Annotated in this window: 22 protein-coding genes and 1 pseudogene; 17 read left to right on the forward strand and 6 right to left on the reverse strand. The window is 68.1% G+C overall.

What is annotated here, in order from left to right; genetic code table 11:
- Nucleotides 1-23 precede the first annotated feature (23 nt).
- From NR101_RS14250 to NR101_RS14270, 5 genes and pseudogenes are all read left to right on the forward strand, one after another.
- Nucleotides 24-1,808 carry a DUF885 family protein gene (locus tag NR101_RS14250; protein WP_256776295.1) on the forward strand — a complete coding sequence of 595 codons (1,785 nt, stop codon included), beginning with the start codon at nucleotides 24-26 and terminating at the stop codon, nucleotides 1,806-1,808.
- 100 nt (nucleotides 1,809-1,908) lie between these two features.
- Nucleotides 1,909-2,277 carry a DUF2946 family protein gene (locus NR101_RS14255; protein ID WP_256776294.1) on the forward strand — a complete coding sequence of 123 codons (369 nt, stop codon included), beginning with the start codon at nucleotides 1,909-1,911 and terminating at the stop codon, nucleotides 2,275-2,277.
- Nucleotides 2,278-2,334: 57 nt separating this feature from the next.
- Nucleotides 2,335-3,627 (forward strand): TolC family protein, encoded by a 1,293-nt coding sequence (locus NR101_RS14260; protein ID WP_256776293.1) that lies wholly within the window; start codon nucleotides 2,335-2,337, stop codon nucleotides 3,625-3,627.
- Nucleotides 3,624-4,604: an efflux RND transporter periplasmic adaptor subunit gene (locus NR101_RS14265; RefSeq protein WP_256776292.1), complete on the forward strand. Its 981-nt coding sequence runs from the start codon at nucleotides 3,624-3,626 to the stop codon at nucleotides 4,602-4,604. The genes NR101_RS14260 and NR101_RS14265 overlap by 4 nt, the downstream gene beginning before the upstream one ends.
- A 38-nt stretch (nucleotides 4,605-4,642) precedes the next feature.
- Nucleotides 4,643-7,879, forward strand: a pseudogene (locus NR101_RS14270) (CusA/CzcA family heavy metal efflux RND transporter); the annotation flags it as partial.
- On the opposite strand, the gene NR101_RS14275 reads toward NR101_RS14270, so the two are convergent.
- From NR101_RS14275 to NR101_RS14285, 3 genes are all read right to left on the reverse strand, one after another.
- Complete coding sequence (locus tag NR101_RS14275; protein WP_256776290.1) at nucleotides 7,874-8,272, reverse strand: NYN domain-containing protein; 399 nt, start codon at nucleotides 8,270-8,272, stop codon at nucleotides 7,874-7,876. The pseudogene NR101_RS14270 and the gene NR101_RS14275 sit on opposite strands and share 6 nt — an antisense overlap.
- Nucleotides 8,273-8,422: 150 nt before the next feature.
- A complete protein-coding gene (locus tag NR101_RS14280; protein ID WP_256776289.1) occupies nucleotides 8,423-8,575 on the reverse strand; it encodes a hypothetical protein in 153 nt (50 codons plus the stop codon).
- Nucleotides 8,576-8,736: 161 nt separating this feature from the next.
- The gene (locus tag NR101_RS14285; RefSeq protein ID WP_256776288.1) at nucleotides 8,737-9,969 is read right to left on the reverse strand and encodes a glycosyltransferase; all 1,233 of its coding nucleotides are present in this window, start codon (nucleotides 9,967-9,969) and stop codon (nucleotides 8,737-8,739) included.
- A gap of 284 nt (nucleotides 9,970-10,253) precedes the next feature.
- Between NR101_RS14285 and rpmB the strand changes: the two genes are divergently transcribed.
- The 8 genes from rpmB (at nucleotide 10,254) to NR101_RS14325 (ending at nucleotide 18,564) form a co-directional block, all read left to right on the forward strand.
- Nucleotides 10,254-10,490, forward strand: coding sequence for a 50S ribosomal protein L28 (gene rpmB / locus NR101_RS14290; RefSeq protein ID WP_005411638.1), 237 nt, complete (start codon nucleotides 10,254-10,256; stop codon nucleotides 10,488-10,490).
- 10 nt (nucleotides 10,491-10,500) lie between these two features.
- Nucleotides 10,501-10,668: a 50S ribosomal protein L33 gene (gene rpmG, locus NR101_RS14295; protein ID WP_172407465.1), complete on the forward strand. Its 168-nt coding sequence runs from the start codon at nucleotides 10,501-10,503 to the stop codon at nucleotides 10,666-10,668.
- A 639-nt stretch (nucleotides 10,669-11,307) separates the two neighbouring features.
- Nucleotides 11,308-12,726, forward strand: a complete 1,419-nt coding sequence (gene cls / locus NR101_RS14300; protein WP_256777553.1) for a cardiolipin synthase — start codon at nucleotides 11,308-11,310, stop codon at nucleotides 12,724-12,726.
- A gap of 25 nt (nucleotides 12,727-12,751) precedes the next feature.
- Complete coding sequence (locus NR101_RS14305; RefSeq protein WP_256777554.1) at nucleotides 12,752-14,164, forward strand: FAD/NAD(P)-binding protein; 1,413 nt, start codon at nucleotides 12,752-12,754, stop codon at nucleotides 14,162-14,164.
- Between the two features lie 134 nt (nucleotides 14,165-14,298).
- The gene (gene bla / locus NR101_RS14310) at nucleotides 14,299-15,306 is read left to right on the forward strand and encodes a subclass B3 metallo-beta-lactamase (protein ID WP_256777539.1); all 1,008 of its coding nucleotides are present in this window, start codon (nucleotides 14,299-14,301) and stop codon (nucleotides 15,304-15,306) included.
- Nucleotides 15,307-15,340: 34 nt separating this feature from the next.
- Nucleotides 15,341-17,533 (forward strand): DNA helicase II, encoded by a 2,193-nt coding sequence (gene uvrD, locus NR101_RS14315; protein WP_256777540.1) that lies wholly within the window; start codon nucleotides 15,341-15,343, stop codon nucleotides 17,531-17,533.
- A 16-nt stretch (nucleotides 17,534-17,549) separates the two neighbouring features.
- Nucleotides 17,550-17,876, forward strand: a complete 327-nt coding sequence (locus NR101_RS14320; RefSeq protein WP_256777541.1) for a low molecular weight protein tyrosine phosphatase family protein — start codon at nucleotides 17,550-17,552, stop codon at nucleotides 17,874-17,876.
- A 133-nt stretch (nucleotides 17,877-18,009) separates the two neighbouring features.
- Nucleotides 18,010-18,564 (forward strand): hypothetical protein, encoded by a 555-nt coding sequence (locus tag NR101_RS14325; protein WP_256777542.1) that lies wholly within the window; start codon nucleotides 18,010-18,012, stop codon nucleotides 18,562-18,564.
- A gap of 177 nt (nucleotides 18,565-18,741) precedes the next feature.
- On the opposite strand, the gene NR101_RS14330 is transcribed toward NR101_RS14325, so the two are convergent.
- The gene (locus NR101_RS14330) at nucleotides 18,742-19,068 is read right to left on the reverse strand and encodes a DUF4386 family protein (RefSeq protein ID WP_256777543.1); all 327 of its coding nucleotides are present in this window, start codon (nucleotides 19,066-19,068) and stop codon (nucleotides 18,742-18,744) included.
- 122 nt (nucleotides 19,069-19,190) lie between these two features.
- Here NR101_RS14330 and NR101_RS14335 point away from each other — a divergent pair, with 122 nt between their 5' ends.
- From NR101_RS14335 to NR101_RS14345, 3 genes are all read left to right on the forward strand, one after another.
- The gene (locus tag NR101_RS14335) at nucleotides 19,191-19,463 is read left to right on the forward strand and encodes a hypothetical protein (protein ID WP_256777544.1); all 273 of its coding nucleotides are present in this window, start codon (nucleotides 19,191-19,193) and stop codon (nucleotides 19,461-19,463) included.
- A gap of 71 nt (nucleotides 19,464-19,534) precedes the next feature.
- Nucleotides 19,535-20,095, forward strand: coding sequence for a sugar O-acetyltransferase (locus NR101_RS14340; protein ID WP_256777545.1), 561 nt, complete (start codon nucleotides 19,535-19,537; stop codon nucleotides 20,093-20,095).
- A 76-nt stretch (nucleotides 20,096-20,171) separates the two neighbouring features.
- The gene (locus NR101_RS14345) at nucleotides 20,172-20,618 is read left to right on the forward strand and encodes a universal stress protein (RefSeq protein WP_256777546.1); all 447 of its coding nucleotides are present in this window, start codon (nucleotides 20,172-20,174) and stop codon (nucleotides 20,616-20,618) included.
- A gap of 156 nt (nucleotides 20,619-20,774) precedes the next feature.
- Here the strand turns inward: NR101_RS14345 and NR101_RS14350 are convergent, their stop codons facing one another.
- Complete coding sequence (locus NR101_RS14350) at nucleotides 20,775-21,014, reverse strand: hypothetical protein (RefSeq protein ID WP_256777548.1); 240 nt, start codon at nucleotides 21,012-21,014, stop codon at nucleotides 20,775-20,777.
- Between the two features lie 85 nt (nucleotides 21,015-21,099).
- Entirely contained in the window at nucleotides 21,100-21,384 is a 285-nt protein-coding gene (locus tag NR101_RS14355) for a DUF2782 domain-containing protein (protein ID WP_256777550.1), read from the reverse strand.
- Between the two features lie 97 nt (nucleotides 21,385-21,481).
- Between NR101_RS14355 and polA the strand changes: the two genes are divergently transcribed.
- On the forward strand, nucleotides 21,482-24,253 hold the full coding sequence (polA, locus tag NR101_RS14360) for a DNA polymerase I (RefSeq protein WP_256777749.1): 2,772 nt from the start codon (nucleotides 21,482-21,484) through the stop codon (nucleotides 24,251-24,253).
- Nucleotides 24,254-24,575 lie beyond the last annotated feature (322 nt).

The raw sequence follows: 24,575 nt of genomic DNA on the forward strand, positions 1-24,575 counted from the left end.
CCGTCTCCCGGGAACCCCTGATCGTGAAATCACCGCTCGTCACCGCGTTGCTGCTCGCCCTGGCCCTTCCTGCCGGCGCCGCCCTGGCCGCTGCGCCGGCCGCACCGACCACCGCCCCGGCCAGCCTGGCTGCTGAAAGCCCCGCCGATGCGCAGTTCCGCGCCATCTACGAGAAGGAATGGAAGTGGCGCCAGGACGGCGGTGGTGCGGCCAGCGAGGATGAAGACGGCCCGGCCAACGCCACCCGCATGCCCGACGTGGGCGAGGCCGCCCAGCAGGCGCGGCTGAAGGTCTGGGACGACGTGCTGGCCCAGCTGGACAAGGTCGACCGCAAGGCGCTGTCGCCGGACAACCAGATCAACTACGCCATCTACCGCGACCAGGTGTTCAACCTGGCCGCCGAGGTGCGGCTGGGCGGCTATGAAATGCCGTTCAACGCCGACTCCTCGTTCTGGTCGAGCCTGTCGTTCATGGCCCGCCGCGAGATGAAGACCGCGACGGATTACCGCAACTACATCGCGCGCCTCAACGATGTGCCGCGTTACTTCGACCAGCAGACCGAGAACATGCGCGCCGGGCTCAAGCGCGGCTTCAGCGTGCCGCGCGCGGTGCTGGACGGCCGCGAGGTCTCCATCGCCACCGTGTCCGAACTCAAGGACCCGACCGCCTCACCGCTGTATGCACCGTTCAAGAAGCTGCCGGCCAGCATTCCCGCCGCCGAGCAGGCGCAGCTGCAGGCGCAGGCGCGCCAGGCCATCAGCGACAGCGTGGTGCCGGCGTTCGGCAAGCTGCGCACGTTCTTCGTCAGCGAGTACGTGCCGCAGGCGCGCACCACGCTGGCGGCCGAGGCGATGCCCGGTGGCGAGGCGTATTACAAGCAGCAGATCCACCAATACACCACGCTGGACCTGACCCCGCAGCAGATCCACGAGATCGGCCTGAAGGAAGTGGCGCGCATCCAGGAGGAAATGAACGCGATCATCAAGCAGGTCCAGTTCAAGGGCAGCTTCGCGCAGTTCCTCACCTTCCTGCGCACCGACCCGCAGTTCTACGCCAAGACCCCGGACGAGCTGCTGTATCGCGCCGCGTGGATCTCCAAGCGCGTGGACGGGGTGATCGGCAAGTACATGACCCTGCCGCGCGCGCGCTTCACCATCGTGCCGGTGCCGCCGGACATCGCCCCGTTCTGGACTGCCGGGCGCGGTGGCATGGGCACCTACTGGCTCAACACCTACAACCTGCCGGCGCGACCGCTGTACAACCTGCCGGCGCTGACCCTGCACGAGTCCGACCCGGGCCATGCGCTGCAGGGTGCGCTGGCCGCCGAGCACGGCGACCAGCCCGAGTTCCGCCGCACCGCCTACATTTCCGCCTACGGCGAGGGCTGGGGCCTGTACTGCGAGAAGCTCGGCGTGGAGATGGGCATCTACGAAACCCCGTACGAGGATTTCGGCCGCCTGACCTACGAAATGTGGCGCGCCGCGCGCCTGGTGATCGACACCGGCGTGCACCACAAGGGCTGGACCCGCGAGCAGGCCATCGCCTACCTGCGCGACCACACCGCGCTGAGCGAGCATGAAGTGACCACCGAAGTGGACCGCTACATCTCCTGGCCGGGCCAGGCGCTGAGCTACAAGCTGGGCGAGATCGCGATCGTGCGCCTGCGCGCCCAGGCCGAAAAGGAACTGGGCGACCGCTTCGACGTGAAGGGCTTCCACGATGCCGTGCTGCAGCAGGGCTCGGTGCCGCTGCCGGTGCTGGAGCAGCAGATCCAGGCGTACATCGCCCAGCGCAAGGCCGCTGGCTGAGTACAACGGGGTCGGCCGCGCCACGGCAGACCCCGCCAAGGTGAACCCATGCCGGCGGCTGCGATTGTGTAACGCGCAAGCCGCCGGCTACCCTGCCGGCATGTTCCGTTCTGCCCGCCCGCATTCGTCCCTGCTGCTGCGCCTGCTGATGCTGGTCGCGGTCGGCCTGGGCGTGTTCGGCACGGCGACGGCCTCGGCACTGGCCGACATCCACATCAGCCTGCATACCGATGCTGCGCCCACCGATGCGGCCACTCCGGACAGCAATGATCCCGATGCGAGTGACGGTGACCTGTTGCACGCGTTGGTCCATTGCGGGCATTGCCATGGTCATGGCGGCGTCCTGCCGATGGCCTCGCTGCCGTGGCTGCTGCCCACCGCGCCCGCGCACAGCGTGCCGGTCGGGTTGACCGCGCAGTTGCGCACCCAGCCGCCCGAGAGCCTGCTGCGCCCCCCGATAGCGTCCTGATGCCTTGCGGCCACGCCCCGCCGTTGTCCATCTGAACCGCTATCTGGAGAGTCCCCCATGTGGATGCGCATGGCAGCCTTGGCTGTCGTTGCGTTCGTGCCGTGCGTGTATGCGCAGGGTACGGATACGCCTGACCCGTTGACCCTCGACGCCGCCATCGCGCGCGTCGCCCACTATCACCCCGACCTGCGCCTGGCCGACGCGCAGCGCCCGATCTGGGAAGCCCGCCGCGATGCGGCGGCGCTGACGCCGCCGCTCACCGTCGGCGTCGAGCTTGAGAACGCGCTCGGCACCGGCGATGCCAGCGGCTTCCGTACTGCCGAGCTGACCGTCACCCTGGCCGGCGTGCTGGAACGTGGCGGCAAGCTGGACGCGCGGCGTGCAGTGGCCCAGGCCAACATCGACAGCCTGGCGCCGCAGCGCGAGACCGCACGCCTGGACCTGCTGGCCGAGGTCGCCCGCCGCTACCTCGCCATCACCGAGGCGCGCCAGCGACTGGGCATCGCCACCACCGACATCGAGCAGCGCAAGCGCGCGGTCGCCGCCGCGCGGTTGCGCCTGCAGGCCGGCGCCTCGCCCGAATCGGTGCTGCTGACCGCACAGGCCATGCTGGCCCAGGCCGAACTGGACCGCGATCGGGCCCGCCAGGCCGACCAGTCCGCACGTGCCGCCCTGTCCGCGCTCTGGCGGCAACGCGATCCCGGCTTCGACGTGGTCACCGGCGACCCCATGCAGCTGCCGGCCCTGCAGGACTTTGCGGTGTTGGCCGAGGAACTGCAGCGCACCCCGGAACTGGCGGTACTGGCCGGTGAACGGCGCATCCGCGAGGCGCAGGTCCAGTTGGCGCGCACCGCCGCGCGGCCGGATCTCAGCTGGCAGGTCGGGGTCCGCAACAACCGCGACAGCCGCGACAGCGCCTTCGTGGCCGGTTTCAGCCTGCCGCTGGGCAGCGTCGCGCGTGCCGCGCCGGAGATCCGCGCCGCCGAGGCCGAGCTGGCGCTCAACAGCGTCGAACGCGACGCACGCGCCCTGCAGCTGTACGCCACGCTGGCCGAGGCGCACGGGCGCTACCTGACCGCGCAGCTGGAAGTCACGCGCATGGCGCGCGATGTGCTGCCGCAGCTCAAGCGCGCCGAAAACGCCGCCGAGAAGGCCTGGCGCGCCGGCGCCATCAGCTACATGGAATGGGCGCAGCTGCAGGCCATGCGCATCGACGCGCGCCAACGCCAGCTCGATGCGGCCATCGCCGCCCAGACCGCGTTGATCGAAATCCAGCGCCTGACCGGCCAAAGCATGGTCGCCGCCAGCGACACCCCCACGCCCCACGCGTCCACGGAGGACCGCCGATGAACCGTTCCGCACACCGCATCGCGCTGGCCGCCACGTTCCTGCTCGCTGCACTGGCCCTGACCGGCTGCGGCAAGGACGCCCCTGCAGCCGGCCCCGCCGACATCGACCCAGGGCACGCCGAAGCGGGCCACAGCGATGGCGAAGACGACCATGACGCGCCGGAGCGCACCACCATCGCCGCGGCCATGGCCGAACAGGCGGGTATCCGCGTGGCCCCGGTCGCCGCCGGCACCATCGCCGACGAACACGACGTGCAGGGTCTGCTGACGCCCGTCGATGGCCGCGTGGCGCAGGTGATGGCGCGCTTCCCCGGCCCGATCCGTTCGCTGCGCGCCAACGTCGGCGACAGCGTCCGCGCCGGCCAGGTCCTGGCCAGCATCGAGAGCAACCTCAGCCTGACCACCTACACCGTCAGCGCGCCGATTGCCGGCGTGGTGCTGGCGCGGCAAGCGCAGGTTGGCGGCGTGGCGGGCGAGGGCACGGCGTTGTTCGAAATCGGCGACCTGTCCACGCTGTGGGTGGACCTGCATATCTTCGGCAACGATACCCAGCACATCACCGCCGGCGTCCCGGTCACCGTGTCGCGCATGACCGACGGTGTCAGCCAGACCACCACGCTGGAACGCGTGCTGCCCGGCACCGCCACCGCCAGCCAGAGCACCGTCGCCCGCGCCACGCTGCGCAACGACGATGGCCTGTGGCGGCCCGGTGCGGCGGTCAAGGCACGCATCGTGGTGGCGACCAAGCCGGCCGCACTGGTGGTGCCGCTCGGTGCGGTGCAGAGCATGGACGGCAAGGACGTGGTGTTCGTGCGCGCCGGCGATACCTACACCGCGCGTGCGGTCAGCCTCGGCGCGCGCGATGCCGGCCAGGTCGAAGTGACCGGGGGGCTGAAGGCGGGCGAAGACGTCGTGGTCGAACAGAGCTACGTGGTCAAGGCCGACATCGGCAAGGCGGGGGCATCGCATGAGCATTGATCGCGTGCCGCGCGCGTCGCACCGCGGAGGACGCTCCCATGCTTGAACGCATCATCGGCGCCTCCATCGCCCATCGCTGGTTGATGATGACCCTCACCGCCGTGCTGGTCGCGGTCGGCATCTGGAGCTTCACCACGCTGCCCATCGACGCCACCCCGGACATCACCAACGTCCAGGTGCAGATCAACACCGCCGCGCCCGGCTACTCGCCGCTGGAGACCGAACAACGCATCACCTACCCGGTGGAAACGGTCATGGCCGGGCTGCCGCGCATGGAGCAGGCGCGGTCGCTGTCGCGTTACGGGCTGTCGCAGGTCACCGTGGTGTTCGAGGACGGTACCGACATCTACTTCGCCCGCCAGCAGGTGGCCGAACGCCTGCAGCAGGTGAAATCGCAGATTCCCGACGGCCTGGACCCGCAGCTCGGCCCGATCTCCACCGGCCTGGGCGAGATCTTCATGTACACCATCGACGCCGATCCCAAGGCACGCAAGCCCGATGGCACGCCCTACACCGCCACCGACCTGCGCACCCTGCAGGACTGGGTGATCCGGCCGCAGCTGCGCAATGTGCCCGGTGTTACCGAGGTCAACACGATTGGCGGCTTCCAGCGCCAGGTGCATATCACCCCGGACCCGGCGCGGCTGCGTGCGCTCGGCTTCACCCTGGAAGACGTCGCGCAGGCGGTGGAAGCCAACAACCAGAACGTCGGCGCCGGCTACATCGAGCGCAACGGCCAGCAGTTCCTGGTGCGCATTCCCGGCCAGGTGGCCAACCTGGAGGAGATCGGCAACATCGTGCTGGCCCGTCGCGAAGGCGTGCCGATCCACGTGCATGACGTGGCCGAGGTCAAGGATGGGCCGGAGCTGCGCAGCGGTGCGGCCACCCAGAACGGCCACGAGGTGGTGATGGGCACGGTGGTGATGCTGATCGGCGCCAACAGCCGCGATGTCGCCCAGGCCGCGGCGGCGCGGCTGCAGCAGGCGCAGGCGAGCCTGCCCGCGGGCGTCACCGTCACCGCCAGCTACGACCGTACCGCGCTGGTGGACCGCACCATCGAGACCGTGGCCAGGAACCTGGTCGAAGGTGCGCTGCTGGTGATCGTGGTGCTGTTCCTGCTGCTCGGCAATTTCCGCGCCGCGCTGATCACCGCGGCGGTGATTCCGCTGGCGATGCTGTTCACGCTGACCGGCATGGCCCGCGGCGGCGTGTCGGCCAACCTGATGAGCCTGGGCGCGCTCGACTTCGGCCTGATCGTCGATGGCGCGGTGATCATCATCGAGAACTGCCTGCGTCGCTTCGGCGAACGCCAGCACGCCCTCGGCCGTGACATGACCCGCGCCGAACGTTTCGCCGAAACCGCCAGCGCCACTGCCGAGGTGATCCGTCCCAGTCTGTTCGGCCTGGGCATCATCACCGCGGTGTACCTGCCGATCTTCGCGCTGTCCGGCGTGGAAGGAAAAATGTTCCATCCCATGGCGATCACCGTGGTGCTGGCACTGACCGGTGCGATGGTGCTGGCGCTGACCTTCGTCCCGGCGGCGATCGCGCTGTTCCTCGGCGGGCACGTGCAGGAGAAGGAAAACCGCCTGATGGCCTGGGTGCGCCGGCGCTATGAACCGCTGCTGGCGTTCTCGCTGCGTCGCGGCCGCTGGATGGTGGCCGGTGCACTGGTGCTGGTGGTGGGCTGCGGCCTGCTGGCCACCCGGCTGGGCAGCGAATTCGTGCCCAACCTGGATGAGGGCGATGTCGCCATGCACGCCATGCGCATCCCCGGCACCAGCCTGACCCAGTCGATCCAGATGCAGAAGCAGATCGAAAACCGGCTGGTGCAGTTCGCCGAAGTGGACAAGGTGTTCTCCAAGATCGGCACGCCCGAGGTAGCCTCCGACCCGATGCCGCCGTCGGTGGCCGATACCTTCATCATGATGAAACCGCGCAAGGACTGGCCGGACCCGCGCAAGTCGCGCGCGGCATTGCTGGGCGAACTGGAAGAAGCCGTGGAGCAGTTGCCGGGCAACAACTACGAGTTCACCCAGCCCATCCAGATGCGTACCAACGAGCTGATCTCCGGTGTGCGGGCGGACGTGGCGGTGATGCTGTTCGGCGATGACCTGGACACGCTGCTGGCGGTGGGCCAGCGCATTGCGGCGGTGGCGGGCAAGGTGCCCGGTGCGGCCGATGTGCGGCTGGAGGAAACCAGCGGCCTGCCGCTGCTCACCGTCACCCCCAACCGGGCCGCGCTGGCCGGCTACGGGCTCAACCCGGGCCAGGTGCAGTCGACCGTGGCCACTGCCGTCGGTGGCCAAGTGGCGGGACAGTTGTTCGAAGGCGACCGTCGCTTCGACATCGTCGTGCGCCTGCCCGAAGCGTTACGCCAGGACCCGGCCGCGCTGGCCGACCTGCCGGTATCGCTGGAGACCGCGCTGGCCGGCGACGCCGACGAATCCAGCCGCAGCGGCAGCTGGAGCAGCGGCAGTGCGCGTACCGTCCCGTTGCGCGAGCTGGCCACGCTGGGCAACAGCGAAGGGCCGAACCAGATCAACCGCGAGAACGGCAAGCGTCGCATCGTGGTCACCGCCAACGTGCGCGACCGAGACCTGGGCGGTTTCGTCACCGAGCTGCAGCAGACCATCGGCCGCGACGTGCAGGTGCCCAACGGCTACTGGATCGAATACGGCGGCAGTTTCGAGCAGCTGATCTCGGCCAGCCAGCGCCTGGCGATCGTGGTGCCGCTGACCCTGATCATCATCTTCGCGCTGCTGTTCTGGGCCTTTGGTTCGGTCAAGGATGCCGCGATCGTGTTCAGCGGCGTACCGCTGGCACTGACCGGCGGCGTGCTTGCACTGGCCGCACGCGGGATCCCGCTGTCGATCTCCGCGGGCGTCGGTTTCATCGCGCTCTCCGGCGTGGCGGTGCTCAATGGCCTGGTGATGATCAGCTTCGTGCGCAGCCTGCGCGATAGCGGATTGCCGCTGGCCGACGCGGTGCGCGACGGCGCGCTCGGCCGCCTGCGTCCGGTGCTGATGACCGCACTGGTGGCCTCGCTGGGCTTCGTGCCGATGGCCTTCAACGTCGGCGCCGGCTCGGAGGTGCAGCGTCCGTTGGCCACGGTGGTGATCGGCGGCATCGTGTCGTCCACGTTGCTGACGTTGCTGGTGCTGCCGGTGTTGTACCGGTGGTTGCATCGGAAGGAAGAGGCTGGACCGGCCTGAATCGAACGGCGGCACGCCTTGCCGCGTGCCGCCATGCCGACGCCAAAGGCGGCGTCACCAATGCGACGGCTTGTCGATGGGCTTTTTCCCGGTCCGGATGCGATCTGGCAGCTGGCATGCTGCCAGTTCCTCGTCGCGAATGTGGTTCCGCGCCCAGTGCGCATTCGCCGATAGCGATGACATCATGTTCCGGTGGGAGACTGCGCCGTCCTCTGGAGGACGTCTTGGCGTAGTCACTCCGAGCCGGATGTGGGGAAAATCTGCTTTGATCGCACGCAGCACGGGTTCCACGTCGCTGTCGTTGGAGCACACGACCAACTGCGAGAACGCTCCGGAAGCCGCATCCCGATACATTGCCAGTGCAATGTTCACATCGGTCTGCTTTTCCTCGAGCTTCCATACTTTCACGCGGTCGTTGCGATCGAACGCTACGCCATCGACATAACGCGGCATCTTTGTTCCGCTGCGATCATGCGTGTGTGTCCCCATCGTTTTCTGGAAGCGGGCGCCATGTCGGGCCTCGTGCCCGCGCAGGAAGCAGTCCTGGGCGATGGTCGATGCATTGCCATGCGTCGAGAACCGGGCCAGGCAGAACGCGCTGAACTACCTGACCAACGTCACCTGGGACTCAGGATCCTGTTCGTGGAGCAAGCGGTGGAACAGCGCCACCCTGTCGATCCACTTATAGCGCGTTCCCCGGATACGGCCGTAGTAGAAGTTGTAGCCATCCATGTAGACGGCGGTTGCGTTGATCATGCACACGTTCCTTCGGGCATGAAAAAACCGCCTTACGGCGGTTTTTTCGTCCCAAGCCGTTTAGCCAACTGAATGACGACGGCGAGGGCGGGGTCGTGCGTCCATTACGGCAGCCCCTGCCGGGGAGGTCAAATGACCGGGTCACACTCTTTCATGGCGGTTCAACCTTGTTGTCGAGTAGGTATTCCCACCAACTGCCGGTCGATCAGATCGACTGCGTTGGCCACGCCGTTTTCGCTTTCCATCCCCCTGCCAAGTGCAGCCGCCCGCTCACGGGTCCCGGCGCGTTCGACGAAACCAATCGCGTTTGCCAGGGTGTCGTGATCCAGCCGCTTCGGCGACAACGCTGCCGGTGCTACCCCCAACTGCTGCAACCGCGCCGCCCAGAAGGACTGGTCGGCGGCGAACGGCATCACCAGCGAGGGCACGCCGGCGCGGCAGGCCGAGTGCGTGGTGCCGCTGCCGCCGTGGTGGATCACCAGCGCACAGCGCGGGAACAGCGCCTCGTGCGGGGTGGGGCCGACCACGAACACCTGCGGCGGCAGAGTGCCGCTGGGCACTCCGGCCCAGCCGGGAAACAGCAGCACCCGGCGCGGTGCCAGCGCCTGCAGCAGGGCGGGCAGCACATGGTCGCGGTCGAAGCCGGTCATGCTGCCAAAGCCGAGGTACACCGGCGCCGGTCCGGCGTCGAGGAAGGCCTGCAGGTCCGCCGGCGGTTGCCACGCCAGGTCCGGGGCGCGCCATTGCCCGCAGATGCGGTGGTCGGCGGGCCAGTCCGTGGGCGGCGGTAGCAGGCTGGGTGAGATGCCGTACAGCATCGGCAGGTCGCGCCAGAGCGTGCGTCGCGGCGGCATGCCCAGCGCGTTTCGGGCGCGGTTGATCGGCCCGCGGAACGTCCGCCAGACCGCCTGGTTGACCAGCGTGTAGCTGAGCCGGTTGAGCGCGCCGGGCAGGCGTAGCCGTGGCAGGAACGGGGACAGGAACGCGCGCGTGGGGGTGAGCGGGATCATGCCGGTGCCGATCACCGGCAGGCCGTGGCGTTCGGCCACGGACATGCCCACGAACGCGGCGAGCCCGCCGGTCAGCACCGCATCGCAGCCGGCGGCCACCGCGTCGGCCTGGCGCATCCACGCCGGCACGTGCTGGCGGGCCATCCGTGCCAGCCCGCGCGAGGCGGCCAGGGTGTCGTTGCCGCGCGATACCAGCGCCACCACCTCGTCATGGATGTCCCCTTCCAACGCCGCGTGCGGCACCCCCAGGTCGCGCGCGCTGCCGAGGGTGTCGCCTTCGGCCAGCAGCAGCACTTCGTGGCCGGCGGCGATCAGGCCATGGCAGAGCATCACCAGGGGGCGGGTGTCGCCTTCGGTGCCATAGGTCAGGGCGAGCAGCCGCATGGGTGGGGTCCGGGTGGGGGAGGGCCAGTATTGCCGCCCCGGTGCAGCGGCGGCGCGAACAGGCGGGCCGGGCGCGCCCTGTGGACAACTTGCGCCGGCCCTTGGGCTGCGGCATAATGCGCGGCTCGCTGTGTCCAGAAACCTTTGGATCGGTGGCCGGGAACACGTCATCCGGCCCGCCCTCGACAGCGTAACCCTTTGATTCTCATGACGTGTGGCGGGAAACCGCCGAGGCCGCCGTCGCCCGGGCTATGGGCTGACAATTACTTTCATCGAGGTGCGCAATGTCCCGCGTATGCCAAGTTTCCGGCAAGCGAGTGCAGACGGGTAACAACGTCTCGCACGCCAACAACAAGACCCGTCGTCGTTTCCTGCCCAACCTGCACGAGCGCCGCTTCTGGGTTGCCAGCGAAAACCGCTGGGTCAAGCTTCGTGTTTCCGCGCATGCCCTGCGCACCATCGACAAGAACGGTATCGATTCCGTTCTGGCTGAGCTGCGTGCGCGCGGCGAAAAGGTCTGAGGAGTAAATAATCATGGCAGGCAAGCGCGACAAGATCCGTCTGATTTCGACGGCCAACACTGGCCACTTCTACACGACGGACAAGAACAAGAAGAACACCCCCGGGAAGATGGAATTCCTGAAGTACGATCCGGTCGTGCGCAAGCACGTCCTGTACAAGGAAGGCAAGATCAAGTAATCCGCAAGGATGCTTGAGCTTCCCCGAAAAAGACCCGCCCTCGTGGCGGGTTTTTTTTGGTTCTTTTTCCAACCGCGTAGCAAGGACGGCGCGCGTTGTTAACTTTTTCTGGCGCGGCGGTCGGTGGGTCGGGCGCTGGGCCCCCATGCCCTTTCCGGCGAATGTCCCCCGGCCGCGATGCGGCCTCCTCCTTTATTTCGCCTCCAAGGGCATGGGGGCCCAGCGCCCGACCCACCGACCAAGGCAAGAAAACCCTGGCTTCCCCCTGCGTACCGCAAGCCGAGCCCCTTCGCGGTCGGTAGGCTCCTGGGCAAAATAAAGGAGGAGGCCGCCAGGCCGGGGGACATTTGCACCAGGGGCCTACCGGCCGCGAAGGGGCCCTCACGCGCGCGGCAGACCCGATCGGAGACGCCAGCCGATCCAAACGCACCTGCAATCCCGGCCACGCGCATATCGCCGCGTGCCATCTGCGACGTCCTTTGGAACCAGATGCTCCCTTCCAATGGAAGAAGAACTTTTTTCATGGCAGGCGCGATGGGGCTCCGACCGAATTGACGAGCAACCGGCCAGCGGCCGGCACTACCGGGTGCATACACCGGGCATGTCAGAATGGATCGATACCTCCCGACGGGCGACGCGATGCTGTTCGAGTGGATGCTGGGCTCCTGGTTGTTGATGCTGGATTGGGTGATCCGGCTGGCCGCGCTGTTCTGGATACCCACCCGCACCACGCCCGGTGCGGCACGCAGCTGGTTGCTGCTGGTCGGCTTCGTGCCACTGCTCGGCTTGCCGCTGTACCTGCTGTTCGGCCACCCGTGGTTGTCGCGCCAGCGCGTGCAGCGCCAGGCCGAAGCCTCGCAGGTGATCCGCGAAGAGCAGGCGCTGCAGCCCCCGCTGCGCTGGACGCCCGTGCCCAACACCGCCACCGCCGAGATCGTGCCGCTGATCGAGCGGCAGGGCGACTTCATGCCCATCCACGGCAACGCCGTGGACCTGCACAGCGACTACCAGGCCTCGCTGCAGGCGTTGATCGAGGATATCGACCAGGCCCGCGAGCGCGTCCACCTGCTGTACTACCTGATGTTCGACGATGCGGTGGGCGAGGCGATCGTGCAGGCATTGCAGCGTGCCGCCGCGCGCGGCGTGCACTGCCGCCTGCTGCTGGACGCGGTGGGCGCCAAACGCGGCCTGCGCCATTATCGACGCCGCCTGCAGGCACTGGGCGTGGACGTGCGCGCGATGCTGCCCGGTGGCCTGCGCTGGCGCCGCAGCGGACGCATGGACCTGCGCAACCACCGCAAGATCGCGGTGATCGACAACCGCGTCGGCTACATCGGCTCGCAGAACCTGGCCCAGCCGGAGTTCGTCCCGGGCTTTCCCAACAAGGAACTGGTCGCGCGCGTGCGCGGCCCCGGCGTGGCGCACCTGGAGGCGGTGTTCGCCAGCGACTGGTACATGGAAACCGGCCAGCGCCTGGACGTGATGACCGCCGTGCCGGTGTGCTCGGCTGACGTCGCCACCCAGCTGTTGCCCAGCGGCCCGGCCTATCCCTTCAGCAATGCGCGCGATGCGGTCAACGCGCTGATCCATCTGGCGCGGCGGCGGATCGTGCTGGTCACCCCGTACTTCGTGCCCGATGAAGCCACGCTCAGCGCGTTGCGCATCGCCGCACTGTCCGGCGTGCAGGTGCAGCTGATCCTGTCGGCCAGCAGCAACCAGCGGCTCACCGCGTGGGCGCAGGAGGCCTATTACGATGAGTTGCTGCGCTGTGGCGTGCGCATCGCGCTGTACGAGCCCTGTTTCCTGCATGCCAAGCACCTCACCGTGGACGAGGACATCGCGCTGGTCGGCTCGATCAACCTGGACATCCGTTCGTTCGCGCTCAACGCCGAGATCGGCATGCTCTGTTACGACACCGGCATCGTCGCCCAGCTGCTGGAGATCGAAAGCGACTACCTGCTGCAATCGCGCCACCTCGAGCTGGACACCTGGCGCCAGCGTCCGGCGTGGCGGCGCAGTCGCGAAGGCATCGCGCGCCTGGCCGATGCGTTGATGTGAGCGTGTGGCCAGCGTGCGCGCAGGCATCGCCTACAATACCCGCATGAGCGCATCCGATTCCCACCGCCAGTGCGACCTGGCCATCGTCGGCGGCGGTGCGGCCGGCGCGCTGGTCGCGCTGCATGCCCTGCGCAGCGCCACCCGCGCGGTGCACATCGCCTTGTTCGAACCGGCCTCGGTGCTGGCCCAGGGCATCGCCTATGCCACGCCGTGGCCGGAGCACCTGCTCAACGTGCCGGCCGGCAAGATGAGTGGGCTGCCCGAGGCGTCCGAGGATTTCATCGATTACCTGCAGCAGGTCGATGCGTTCCCCGCGCTGTCGCGTGAGGCGCTTGCGGCCGAGTATGTGCCGCGACGCTTCTATGCGACGTACCTGCAGGCCCGGCTGGAACAGGCACAGGCGGCCAGCCCGGCACGCCTGAGCGTGGTGCACGAGGCGGTGATCGGTCTGCAGCCGGCGTCGAACACCCGGCATCTTTCGCTGGCCAATGGCGAGCAGTGGCAGGCACGCCAGGTGGTGCTGGCCTGCGGCAACAGCATGCGCCCGTTGCCGGTGCCCGGCGCCGAGGCGCTGCCGCCGGGCAAGGTCGTGGATGCCTGGGATTACGACGGCGTGCGCCTGCTGGCCGGCGATGGCGACCTGGCCATCATCGGCTCGGGCCTGAGCATGGCCGACAGCGTGGTGGCGTTGGCCAACGCCGGGCATCGTGGCCGCATCCACGTGCTGTCCCGTCACGCGCTGCTGCCGTTGGCGCACGCGCACGGCGGCGCGGCCACGTTCGATCCGCAGCCGTTGCTGGCCATGCCATTGCGGCAGAAGCTGCGCGCGCTGCGCGGTCACGCACGCGATGCGGTCGCACAGGGCCTGCCGTGGCAGAGCGTGATGGACCGGATCCGTGCGCTCGGACAGGCCCTGTGGTTGAGCCTGGAGGCGGCCGACCAGCGCCGTTTCCTGCGCCATGTGGTGCGCTACTGGGACGTGCATCGCCACCGCATCGCCGAACAGGTAGAGGCGCAGGTGGACGCGCTGGAACAGTCCGGACAGCTGCAACGGCATCGCGCGCGGCTGGACACGGTACTGGTGCTGGACGGCACCCTGCAGGTGCACGCGCATGGCGCAGATGGCGGCCTGGCGCCCCTGCAGGTGAGTGCGTTGATCAACGCTACCGGCGTGGAAACCCGCGCCATCGCGATGCGCAATCCCCTGGTCCAGCAACTGCTCGCCAATGGCCACGCGCGCCCGGGTCCGCACGGGCTTGGGCTGGATACCTCGGTGGCGCATGCTGAACTGCTCGGGGCCAACGGCCAGCCGCATCCCGACGTGCAGGTGGTGGGCAGCCTGCGCATCGGTACGCTGTGGGAAAGTCTGGCCATTCCGGAATTGCGGGTGCAGGCGCAGCAGGCCGCCGCGCGCGCGCTGGGCCGATGCCCTGCGTAGGTGGGCCAGCTGCGACACCTCGCGGTATCGGCTGACGCGAGGTATTGAAAGGGCTCATGCCTCTGTCTCGATCTTCGCATTGGTGACGGTGCGCATACCGATCTAGGCTGCTGCCTTTCAGACCGGGAGTACGCATGACGTCCACCTTCGACCTGAACGCCCCACGCGGTCTCCGTGCCCAGGCGGTGACGCGCCGTCTACTGGTCGTACTGGGTGCAGGCATGCTGCTGTCCGCCTGCCGGCCAGCAGACAGTGCCGATGCCGCCGTAACCGGCGCGCCGGCCAGCGCCGCGCCGCCCGTGGCCAGGGCAGTCGATGACATTCCGGCCTGCCCGGCCGGTGCCAGCGTCATGGACGGCTGGAACGATCGCGCCCCGCCACGGCGCATCTTCGGCAACACGTGGTATGTGGGCACCTGCGGGCTGTCGGCGGTGCTGGTGACGTCCGACCAGGGGCATGTGTTGATCGACGGGGGCACCGTGGCGGCCGGTCCCCTGATCGAGGCCAACATCCGTGCACTGGGCTTCGATCCGCACGCGGTGAAGTACCTGGTGAATTCGCACGAACACTCCGACCATGCCGCCGGCCTGGCCCACCTGCAGGCGGCCACCGGTGCCCCGCTGCTGGCGCGTGCACCGGCGGTTGCCACGCTGCGCAAGGGCAGGAGCGACCGCAGCGACCCGCAGTACCTCGAACCGGGTGGGACCTTTCCGCCCGTGGCCGACGTCGCGGTGATCGGCGACGGCGAGGTGGTCCGTGTTGGTCCGTTGGCGCTGACCGCGCATGCCACGCCGGGCCACACCCCCGGCGGCACCAGCTGGACATGGCGTTCCTGCGAGGGCGCACGCTGCCTGGACATCGCCTACACCGACAGCGTCAGTGCCATCTCCGATGCGCAGTACCGCTACCTGGATCATCCGAAGATGGTGGCCGCATTCGGCCGCGGCCTGGACACCCTTGCCGCGCTGCCCTGCGACATCCACGTGACGCCGCATCCGCTGGGCAGCGATCTGTTCGCCCGTCTGGCGGGCGATGGCACGCCGCCATTGATGGACGCGGGGGCCTGCCGGCGTTACGCGCAGAACGGACGCGCCCAGCTGGACGCGCGCCTGAAGGACGAGGCTGCCGGCCGCAAGCCCTGACGCAGGGAGGGCGCGGAGGGCGTAAAATAGCCCGATGGATGTCTCCCACTTGCTCGACGGGCTCAACCCCGCCCAGCGCGAAGCTGTGTCCGCCCCGCCCGGCCACCATCTGGTGCTTGCCGGTGCCGGTTCCGGCAAGACCCGCGTGCTTATCCACCGCATCGCCTGGCTGAATGAAGTCTGCGGCGTGCCCACCCATGGCATTTTCGCGGTGACCTTCACCAACAAGGCCGCCGGCGAGATGCGCCACCGCATCGACCTGCAGCTGCCCCAAGGCAGCCGCGGCGCGTGGATCGGCACCTTCCACGGGCTGGCCCACCGCCTGCTGCGCCTGCATTACCAGGACGCCAAGCTGCCCGACAGCTTCCAGGTGCTCGACTCGGATGACCAGCTGCGCCTGGTCAAACGCGTGGTGCAACAGCTGGAGATCGACGACAGCAAGCATCCGCCCAAGCAGATCGCCTGGTGGATCAACGAGCAGAAGGACGAAGGTCGTCGCCCGCAGCACATCCAGCCCGAGCCGCACGATGCGTGGCTGGAAACCATGCGCCAGGCCTACATCGCCTACCAGGAGCGCTGCGACCGCGCCGGCCTGGTCGACTTCGCCGAACTGCTGCTGCGCGCGCATGAACTGCTGCGCGACAACCCGGCGCTGCTGGCGCACTATCGCTCGCGTTTCCGCGAGATCCTGGTGGACGAGTTCCAGGACACCAACGCCATCCAGTACGCCTTCGTGCGCGTGCTGGCCGGTGACAGCGGCCACGTGTTCGTGGTCGGCGACGATGACCAGGCCATCTACGGCTGGCGCGGCGCCAAGGTCGAGAACGTCCAGCGCTTCCTGAAGGATTTCCCCGGCGCGCAGACCGTGCGGCTGGAGCAGAACTACCGCTCCAGCGCCAACATCCTGGGCGCGGCCAACGCGGTGATCGCGCACAACCCGGACCGTATCGGCAAGGAACTGTGGACCGATAGCGGCGACGGCGATCCGATCGACCTGTACGCGGCCTACAACGAAATGGACGAGGCGCGTTACGTGGTCGAACGCGCGCGCCAGTGGGTGCGCGACGGCGGCAGCTACGGTGATGCCGCAGTGCTCTACCGCAGCAACGCGCAGTCGCGTGCCTTCGAAGAAGCCCTGATCTCCGAACAGGTCCCGTACCGCGTGTACGGCGGCATGCGCTTCTTCGAGCGTGCCGAAATCAAGGACGCGCTGGCCTACCTGCGCCTGATGACCAACCGCAACGATGACGCCGCCTTCGAGCGTGCGGTCAACACGCCCACCCGTGGCATCGGCGACCGCACCCTGGATGAAGTGCGCCGGTTGGCGCGCACCCACGCGATCTCGCTGTGGGAGGCCACCATGCTCACTACCCAGGGCAACGAACTGGCCGCACGCGCACGCAATGCGCTGGCCGGGTTCCTGACCCTGGTCAACCAACTGCACGGCGAAGCCGGCGAGATGACCCTGGCCGAACGCATCGACCATGTACTGGTGCGCTCGGGCCTGCGCGAACATTGGTCCAAGGAAAGCCGCAACGCGCTGGATTCGGAATCGCGCGCGGACAACCTGGACGAACTGGTCTCGGTGGCCTCGCGGTTCGTGCGCCGCGAAGACGACATCGAAGAAACCGGCGAGACCATGAGCGAGCTGGTCGCGTTCCTGTCCTACGCCTCGCTGGAGGCTGGCGAAGGCCAGGCCCAGGCCGGCGAGGAGGGCGTGCAGCTGATGACGCTGCATTCGGCCAAGGGCCTGGAGTTCCCGATCGTGTTCCTGGCCGGCATGGAAGATGGCCTGTTCCCGAGCGCACGCTCGCTGGAAGAGAGTGGCCGGCTGGAAGAAGAGCGTCGCCTGGCCTACGTGGGCATCACCCGCGCGCGCCAGAAGCTGGTGCTCAGCTACGCCGAGTCGCGCCGCATCCACGGCCAGGAAAACTACAACGTGCCCTCGCGCTTCCTGCGCGAGATCCCGCGCGAGCTGCTCAATGAAGTACGGCCCAAGGTGCAGGTCTCGCGCACCGCCTCGCTGGGCGCCAACCGGGTAATGGGGCACGCCGCGCTGGAAGCGCCGCCGCTCAAGCTGGGTGCGATGGTCAACCATCCCAAGTTCGGCGAAGGCATGGTCACCGACTACGAAGGCAATGGGCAGCATGCCCGCGTGCAGGTCGAGTTCGCCGATGCCGGCAGCAAGTGGCTGGTGATGGCGTACGCCAACCTGACCGTGATTTGAGGGTGGCGCGCCACGGATGACGCGCCACGTCCTCTTCATCTGCAGCCAGAACCGCCTGCGCAGCCCGACGGCCGAGCAGGTGTTCGCCGATTGGCCGGGTGTGGAGACCGCATCGGCCGGGCTCAAGCCCGATGCCGACGTGCCGGTCAGCCCGGAGCTGCTGCAATGGGCCGACCTGATCATCGTCATGGAGCGTGCCCACCGCAGCCGCCTGTCCAGCCGTTTCCGGCCATGGTTGGGCGGCAAGCGCATCGTCTGCCTGGATATTCCCGACGACTACGATTTCATGCAGCCGGCGTTGGTGGCGTTGCTGGAACGCAAGGTACCGCCGCTGCTGCGGTAGAGCCGAGCCATGCTCGGCTGCTCTGCTCTGCTCTGCGCGGTGCCATCGTCCCGTCCAACCGGCGCTGCCTGTTACGTAGCCGGGCATGGCTCGGCTCTACAATGTTGGCCTTTCCTCCAGCCCAGGCCGCTTCATGACCGATTCGCCGATGCACATCACCGTCAAGTTGAACGCAAAGCTCCAGCCCGAGCATCGCCACGAGCTGTTCGAGGATCCGCTCGACGCGTTGCTGGAAAATGCCGGCCTGGGCCAGCTCACCGGCGGCGGCACGGCGTTGTCCGATGAGGGTGAAGTGGAGTACGGGGATATCGAGATCGCGCTCAACGATCCGGCTTCGCTGCCGGCGGTGATCGAACTGCTGGAACAGCTGGGCGCGCCGAAGGGCTCGCTGATCCAACGTGCCGGTGAGCCGGATCAGGCGTTCGGCGTCACCGAAGGCCTGGCCCTGTACTTGAACGGCACCGACCTGCCGGACGAGGTGTACGCGCAGTGCGATTCGAACTATGTGTTCGAGCAGATCGTCGAGCGCATCGAAGGCGTGGGCGAGATCTGCAGCTGGTGGCAGGGACCGACCGAAACCGCGCTGTACCTCTACGGCGTGTCGTTCGAGACGCTGCGCGAGCGCATCGCCGAACTGGTCGCGACCTATCCGCTGTGCCAGGGCGCACGCGTGGTGAAGATCGCCTGATCCCCGTGAAGCCATGGGTTTGCGGGTAGCCGACCAACGGTCGGCTCTACGGTGTGCCGGATCCACGTAGAGCCGACCGTTGGTCGGCTGCCGTTCGAAGCACCCCAACGCTCACTCCGTATCGGCCGCTCGCGCCGCCCCACGCACCTGCTCCCAGTCCAGGCCGAACAGCACCAGTCACAGACCGCTGCCGATCTCGCCCAGCGAGGCCGGCAGGGTGGCGTAGTCGGACAGCAGCGTGGTTGCATAGCCGCGGATCAGCAGCTCGCCGAACACGCTGAGCACAGCGCCCACGCCGCCGACCATCAGCAGCGCGCCGGGCACGCGCGGGATGGCACGCGTGCGCCACACCCGCCCGCCGAACGGCAGCAGCCACAGGCCCCAGAACAGGCTGGCCAGGAAGATGTGGCTGCTCCAGCTTTTCAGTGCACCCAGCGCCAGCGCCTGCCGCTGCGCGGCTGGAAGTGCCAGGGCGCGCGCACGGCGGGTCCGTGCGGCCTTCATCGACCGCGACTCGTCCGCCCGGGTCCGGCACTCATCCCGGATTTCACCGGATTCGTCGCCTGCCGCTTGTGGCGCACACGCACCGCGCCCAGAGTCTGGCGCTGTCCGCTGGGAGCGCGCAAATGAACAAGGGAATTCCGTACCTGCTGGCTGTTCTGGTCGCGCTGACACTGTCGGCCGGCTGGGCGGCGCCGGTGCTGGCCCTGTTCGAACACGCCTACACCTGCCTGCAGACGGGGGGCGGCCTGGACCTGGCGCGACTGCGGTGCGAAGCGCGCCCCAGCGGCCTGTGCGCGTTGCTGGCATCGTGGCCCTTCTGGACCACTGCCGGTGTGCTGGGGCTGACGGCGATTGCCGCCACGCGCCTGCCCCGCCGGCGCATGAGCCTGCGCTGACAGCCGCACCGCCGCGTCTACCCGGAACACGGCCGGCGGGGCATCATCAGCAGCCACACCAGGAATCAACCATGGCGCTGAGCGAAAAGGAAAAGATGCTGTCCGGCCAACCCTACCGGCCGGGCGACCCTGAACTGCAGGCCGAGATGGCCGCCGCCAAACACTGGATGGTCCGCTACAACGCCGCCCTGGCCGAATCGCCGGCGGTGCGCCGCACGTTGCTGCGGGAGCGGTTGGGTGCGGTGGGCGAGGGCGCCGTGATTCGCCCGCCCTTCCATTGCGACTACGGCAGCCACATCCAGCTCGGCGAGGGCGTGTTCCTCAACTACAACTGCGTGATCCTGGACGTGGCCGAGGTCAGCATCGGCGCCGGCACCCAGATCGGGCCGGCGGTGCAGATCTATGCCGCCGACCACCCACGCGATCCGCACGCACGTGCCGACGGGCTGGAGTTGGCCAGGCCGGTGCGGATCGGCCGCAACGTCTGGATCGGCGGTGGCGCGATCGTGCTGCCCGGGGTGAGCATCGGCGACGATGCGGTGGTCGGTGCCGGCAGCGTGGTCACCCGCGACGTGCCGGCCGGTGCCACCGTAGTCGGCAATCCGGCGCGGGTCGTGCCCCGGCGCGATTGATCTGGCGCAAGGCGCAGCCTCCACACCGGGTGTGCAATGGTGTCCACCCCATTGTCACCGTGGACGGAGCCCTGCCATGTACAAGCGAATCCTGATTGCCACCGACGGGTCGGAGCTGGCCGAAAAGGGGCTGCTCAAAGGCCTGGAGCTGGCCCGCGACCTCAATGCCGAGGTCGATATCGTGACCGTTTCCGAGCCGTGGGCGGTGGGCATGTACGACGCGATGGGCTGGAGCGTGGGGTACATGAACAGCCCCGAGTACAAGGCCGACCGCGATGAGGCCGCGCAGAAGGTGCTGGACCCGGCCAAGGCTACCGCTGAAGCACAGGGCCTGCGCGTCAACGTTGTGCACGTGCTGGACCGCTACGCCGCCGACGGCATCATCGACACCGCCACCGAACGCAGCAGCGACCTGATCGTGATGACCTCGCACGGCCGCCGCGGCGTCACCCGCGTGCTGCTCGGCAGCCAGACCGCCGAAGTGCTCGCGCGCAGCACCGTGCCGGTGCTGGTGATCCGCTGAGGAACCGACCGGGTAGTGCCGGCCGTTGGCCGGCTTCCGGTGACGTCAGATTTCCCGAGGAGCCGGCCAGCGGCCGGCAGTATCTGGCGAGGTCACGTTTTACCGAGGAGCCGGCCAGCGGCCGGCACTACCTGGCTCGGGTGCGGCGCGTCTGGATCAATCGCGCAGCTGCAACGTCTGCGATTCGTCCAGGCTGCCGTCCGGCTGCAGCACCACGTAGCGCTCGCCCGCGCGGTCGAACAGCACCGGGATCGGGTCACGGAACAGCGGGCGGCGCACGAACCGCAGCTGCCAGCCGAAATGCTCCAGCGTTTCCACGGCCTTGCGTTGCTCGGCGGTGAGGCCGGCGCGCAACTGGACTGGATCGGGCGACTGGCGGCGTTCGGGCGTATTCATGCGGGAAAATGAAACGGCGGGGGAGACTTCTGCGCCTGCAAGCGGTGTACCAGCACCGGGCGCGGCCGCAGCGCGGCGTATGCCATCACCAGCTGTAGAGCTTCCAGTACACCGGCGAGACGCCGTCCTTGTCGCTGTCCATGCGGCCATCGCCGTTGCGGTCGTACATGTAGTACGCCGCGCCACGCGACGGGCTCACCTTGACCATGCGCAACTGGCCGCCGACGCGGTATTCCTCGACGGTGTCACCGTTGTCCAGGGTGCGCTTGGAGACATCGGCACCGCTGACATCGACCGGGGGCGAACCCGCGCCGCCGGTGGTGGCGCACCCGGCCAGCAACAGCAGGCCAGCCAGCATCAGAGTCTTCATGGGCCGAGGATCCTTGTACGGGGAGGTCTGGATTATGCCCCATGGGTCGTGATGCCCGCGCAGGGACCGCGTGCGACCGGGCGGGTAGAATCGTCACATGAGCCGATTAGTCCTGATTGACGGGTCCAGTTACCTGTATCGCGCGTTCCACGCGCTTCCCCCGCTGACCAACGCCCACGGTGAACCCACCGGCGCGCTGTTCGGCGTGGTCAACATGCTGCGCGCCACGCTGAAGGAGCGCCCGGAATACGTGGCGTTCGTAGTCGATGCGCCCGGCAAGACCTTCCGCGATGACCTGTACGCCGACTACAAGGCCAACCGTCCGCCGATGCCCGACGAGCTGCGCCCGCAGATCGAGCCGATGTGCCGCATCGTCGAAGCGCTCGGCCTGAGCATCCTGCGCATCCCCGGCGTGGAAGCCGACGATGTGATCGGCACGCTGGCGCTGCAGGGCCACCAGGACGGCCTGCACGTAACCATCTCCACCGGCGACAAGGACTTCGCGCAGCTGGTGCGTCCGGGCATCGAACTGGTCAACACCATGACCGGCAGCCGCATGGATTCGGACGCGGCGGTGATGGAGAAGTTCGGCGTGCGCGCCGACCAGATCGTCGACCTGCTGGCGCTGATGGGCGACGCCGTGGACAACGTGCCGGGCGTGGAGAAGTGCGGTCCCAAGACCGCCGCCAAGTGGCTGGCCGAGTACCAGCACCTGGACGGGGTGATGGCGGCCGCGCCGGGGATGAAGGGCAAGATCGGCGAAAACCTGCGCGCCGCGCTGGAGCGCCTGCCGCTCAACCGCGAGCTGGTCACCATCCGCACCAGCGTGCCGTTGGATGCCAGCCCGCGCACGCTGGCCCTGCGCGATCCGGACGTGCCCACGCTGGGCGAGCTGTACCTGCGCTACGGCTTCACCCAGGCGCTCAAGGAGCTGGGTGGCCCGGCCGCGGCCGCAGTGGCCGCCAGCGACGCTGCGGTGAGCCTGCGTGGCACTGCGGCCGGCTACGCCCGCAGCGCCCCGGCCGACGCGGCAGCGCCGCTCGACCCGGCGCTGTCGGCCCCGGGTGACTACGAAACGGTGCTGACCACCGCCCAGCTCGATGCCTGGGTGCAGCGCATCGAGGCGGCCGAGCTGATCGCTTTCGATACCGAAACCGACGCGCTCGATGCGATGCGCGCCAACCTGGTCGGCATCAGCCTTGCGGTCGAGCCCGGCCATGCCGCGTACATCCCGGTGGGCCACAACTATCCCGGTGCGCCGGTGCAGCTGCCGATCGAGCTGGTGCTGGCCGCGCTGCGCCCGGTGCTGGAAAACCCGGACAAGAAGAAGCTCGGCCAGCACGGCAAGTACGACCTGCACGTGCTGCGCCGCCATGGCGTGAACCTGCAGGGCTACCACGACGACACCATGCTCGAGAGCTTCGTGCTCAACTCCACCGCCCCCCGCCACGACATGGATTCGCTGGCGATGCGCTACCTGGGCTACACCACGATCAAGTTCGAGGACGTGGCCGGCAAGGGCGCCAAGCAGATCCCGTTCTCGCAGGTGGGCCTGGACGAGGCCGGCCGCTACGCCGCCGAAGACGCCGACATCACCCTGCGCCTGCACCGGGCACTGCAGCCGCAGCTGCTGGAAGCGCCGTCGCTGCAGCGGGTGTACCGCGACATCGAAATGCCGCTGGTGCCGGTGCTGGCCCGGATCGAGGCCAACGGCGTGCACATCGACATGGCCGAGCTGCGTCGGCAGAGCCAGGATCTGGGCGTACGCATGCTGGCGGCCCAGCAGAAGGCCACCGAACTGGCCGGGCACACCTTCAACCTGGATTCGCCCAAGCAGCTGCAGGCCGTGCTGTTCGACGAACTGAAGCTGCCGGCGCTGGTGAAGACCCCCAAGGGCCAGCCCAGCACCAATGAAGAGGCGCTGGAGGCGATCGCCGAGCAGCACGAGCTGCCGCGGGTGATCCTGGAGTACCGCGGGCTGGCCAAGCTGCGCAGCACCTATACCGACAAGCTGCCGGAGATGGTCAATCCGGACACCGGCCGGGTGCACACCAGCTACCACCAGTCCGGTGCCGCCACCGGCCGGCTCTCCTCCTCCGACCCGAACCTGCAGAACATCCCGATCCGCACCGAGGACGGGCGCCGCATCCGCCGCGCCTTCGTCGCCCCGCCGGGGCGCAAGATCCTGGCCTGCGATTACTCGCAGATCGAGCTGCGGATCATGGCCCACCTGTCCGAGGACCCGGGGCTGGTACGCGCCTTCGAACAGGGTGTGGACGTGCACCGCGCCACCGCCGCCGAGGTCTTCGGGCGGGCACTGGACGAGGTCACCCCCAACGAACGCCGTGCCGCCAAGGCGATCAACTTCGGCCTGATGTACGGCATGAGTGCGTTCGGGCTGGCCCGCAACCTGGGCATCGACCGCGGCCAGGCCCAGGATTACGTGGCGCTGTACTTCAGCCGTTATCCCGGCGTGCGCGACTTCATGGAGCGCATGCGCCAGCAGGCCCGCGACCAGGGTTACGTGGAAACCCTGGAGGGCCGCCGGCTGTACCTGAACGACATCCACGCCCGCAACCAGGGCCTGCGCGCCGGGGCTGAACGCGCGGCGATCAACGCCCCGATGCAGGGCACCGCAGCGGACATCATCAAGCGCGCGATGGTGAAGGTGGACGACTGGCTGCAGGGACAGGGCGACCAGGCGCGGATGATCATGCAGGTGCACGATGAACTGGTGTTCGAAAGCGAAAGTAGTTTTCTGGAAACCTTGCGTTCCCAGGTGATCGAATTGATGTCGTCTTCGGCCAAGTTGCGGGTGCCGCTGGTGGTGGACGCCGGTGTGGGTGATAACTGGGATGAGGCCCACTGAGACGGGAATCACGGGAAAACAGCTGAATCGGTTCATTGCTGGCCGATTAACTGACTCTCGGATGAATGTTTCCCCTACACCCCTTTCATTAATTGGGCCCCTTCACGAACTATCAATGTTCGAGGTGCTTTTATAGACCTCGACAGGCGCAACGCCTGTTGTGGATCTCTCCCATCCCCTGGAGCAGATCTCGGAACGGGGGCTACTCCCCAAGCGCCCGTTCCCCGGCCCCGCTGACCTCCCCCTGGTCGGCGGGGCTTTTTATTTGGTTCTTCTCCCATCTGAGGGGAGAAGGCGCACGGCCGGCCAGCTAGATTGTGGT

Origin of the sequence: Stenotrophomonas sp. Ste86, assembly GCF_024519465.1 — a bacterium.
Taxonomy (GTDB): Bacteria; Pseudomonadota; Gammaproteobacteria; order Xanthomonadales; family Xanthomonadaceae; genus Stenotrophomonas.